This window comes from Kitasatospora sp. NPDC058965 (assembly GCF_042741245.1).
In the GTDB taxonomy this organism is placed as follows: domain Bacteria; phylum Actinomycetota; class Actinomycetes; order Streptomycetales; family Streptomycetaceae; genus Kitasatospora.
Genome location: NZ_JBHYKG010000573.1, coordinates 1 through 1961 on the forward strand (window position 1 = coordinate 1; position 1961 = coordinate 1961).

The following is a 1961-nucleotide window of genomic DNA, read 5'->3' on the forward strand; positions in this document are numbered from 1 at the left end:
CTGTGATTCTCAGCAACAGTGATACGCACTCGGAGCCGGCACCCTGTTCCTCGGGCTCAACGGCAAAGCACCCACCCACGTACGTTCCCCCAGGTCAGAGGAACTGTTACTCACCGGCACAGTGATACGCACGCCCCGAAGAGAACAGCCCAGGCTGGCCGCCGGACTAGCCGTCGGCGGACAGGCAACGGCGGTGCGCCGCCTAGCTGCGCACCGCCGTGATGGGGTGATGGATCAGGAAGCCTCGCGCCGGAAGGGGAGGATCTTGGCGTTCTCCGCAACCGCGGCGGAGCCGCCCTCCAGGCCGTTGGTCTCGTCCGAGGCGGTGGGGCCAAGGCGGTAGTACGGGATGTTCTGCTCCTTGCAGGAGAACTCGACCCACCCCGCGGCAACGACGTCCTTGATCTCCCGGGCGTACTGGCTGCGGTTCATCTTGATCTTCTCAGCGATCGCCATGCCGGTCTGGAAGACGGTGCCGTCCGAGGTCTTCTTGGCGGAGAGGAAGTGCAGGACGATCTTCATCTCGGGTGGAGGCAGGAGCAGAACCTTCTCCAGGATCGCCGGCCTGACAGGCTCGGCGTCGAAGAGCTCGCGCGACTCGCCGTTCATGCCGACTTCCTCTCGTCGTCCGCAGCCTCGCCCTTCATGCCGGGCAGCACCGGGTAGCGCACGCCCTTGACTGCTTCTCTCTGGCCCCTACCACCAAGGCGCGAAGCCAGGTGGGGCGTCACGCTGTAGTAGACCACGCGTCCGTGGGACTCGGCCTTGATCAGCAGTTCGGCTGTCCTGAGCCGGGTGATCGCACCGGACACGGTGCGCACTTTGAGCCCCAGCTTGTCCGCGATCGCGGCCTGGATCATGCGCAGGACGCCGTCGGCGTCCGATCCGTGGATGTGCAGGCGGAGCACGTCCCGGTCGGAGGGCTTGAGGCCGTTGTCCTTGTTCAAGATCAGGACCATCAGTTGGTCGCAGACCGCCGTGTAGCGCTTCCCGCGGAAGTTGTAGGGGATGGGGCCCTCGTAGCACTCCGTGGCCTCGACGAGCTCCCCGGTCTCTGGATCAACGAGCGTGCGAGTCCGGGGAGAAGGTGGTGATGCCGCCATCGAATCGCCCGCGCCTTTCCTCTGAGTAACAGTGTGTCGGCCGATCCTTGCAGATCACTGTTACCCACAGCAACAACCGACCTCAGCGTGTCGCCCAGCCTTCACTGTTACTCTCTGCAACAGTGAATAGCCTGTGGTTGCGTATTGAGTGGCCCCTGCCTGCGTATTAATAGTGCCCTCAGTGCGTAGGTTCAGGGCTCTGACCAGCGGAAATGCAAATCTGCTCTGATTCTCGGTCCTTACGGCCCGGAAGGCTCCCTAACCCTCCGCGCGACTCGCAAGGCGCCGGCGGCGCCGTCCTTCTGAGGACCGGTCACGGCTCTCGCTGCGGGGCGCCCCTCCTCAGGCTCGACGGGCCCCTGAGGGTCTCGGCGGGGCATCTGTTCCCCAACTGCCGCTTCCGCAACCCGGGCTGAGCCAGAATTACTACTTTCGGCAAAGCGGGAGGTTTCGCTTACCCCGCCGATCACGAAATTCCGGCTGCCGCCGGAACCGGGCCCCAGGGGGCCCTTTCCGTGCTCCTCAAATTCAATGGCTGAACGTTGCTCTCTCCCGGCCCTATCGAACGATCCCTTCAGTCTTTCTGCTCACCGCCATATGGGCACTCTAATTGTCTAGTTGACCTCCCCGAAATGGCGAGGTTATTTCGGGAGATGAAAGCTGACTAAACGGGGGACCGAAAGTGTAGATATTTGCTCGTGCTACAAATCCCTCCGTGGCTTTGCGTTGTTTGCGTTTCTGGCTCGGGATTGGCCAGCTTCTGGGGCGTTGTGGTGGGGCGGGTGGCCGGCTTTTGGGTGTCCGGGGTGGCGCCCCGGCCGTCCTGCTGTGCTCCGGCGTCTGGCTGTCCTGCTGTGC

At 63.5% G+C, this 1961-nt stretch carries 2 protein-coding genes; both read right to left on the reverse strand.

What is annotated here, in order from left to right; translation table 11 throughout:
- Nucleotides 1-234: 234 nt before the first annotated feature.
- Complete coding sequence (locus ACFW1A_RS40270; RefSeq protein WP_380418668.1) at nucleotides 235-609, reverse strand: hypothetical protein; 375 nt, start codon at nucleotides 607-609, stop codon at nucleotides 235-237.
- Nucleotides 606-947: a hypothetical protein gene (locus ACFW1A_RS40275; protein ID WP_380418670.1), complete on the reverse strand. Its 342-nt coding sequence runs from the start codon at nucleotides 945-947 to the stop codon at nucleotides 606-608. The genes ACFW1A_RS40270 and ACFW1A_RS40275 overlap by 4 nt, the downstream gene beginning before the upstream one ends.
- Nucleotides 948-1961: the final 1014 nt, after the last annotated feature.

Bases quoted from the DNA above. Each gene is read 5' to 3' on its own strand.
- ACFW1A_RS40270 (WP_380418668.1), bottom strand. From the start codon at position 609: ATGAACGGCGAGTCGCGCGAGCTCTTCGACGCCGAGCCTGTCAGGCCG.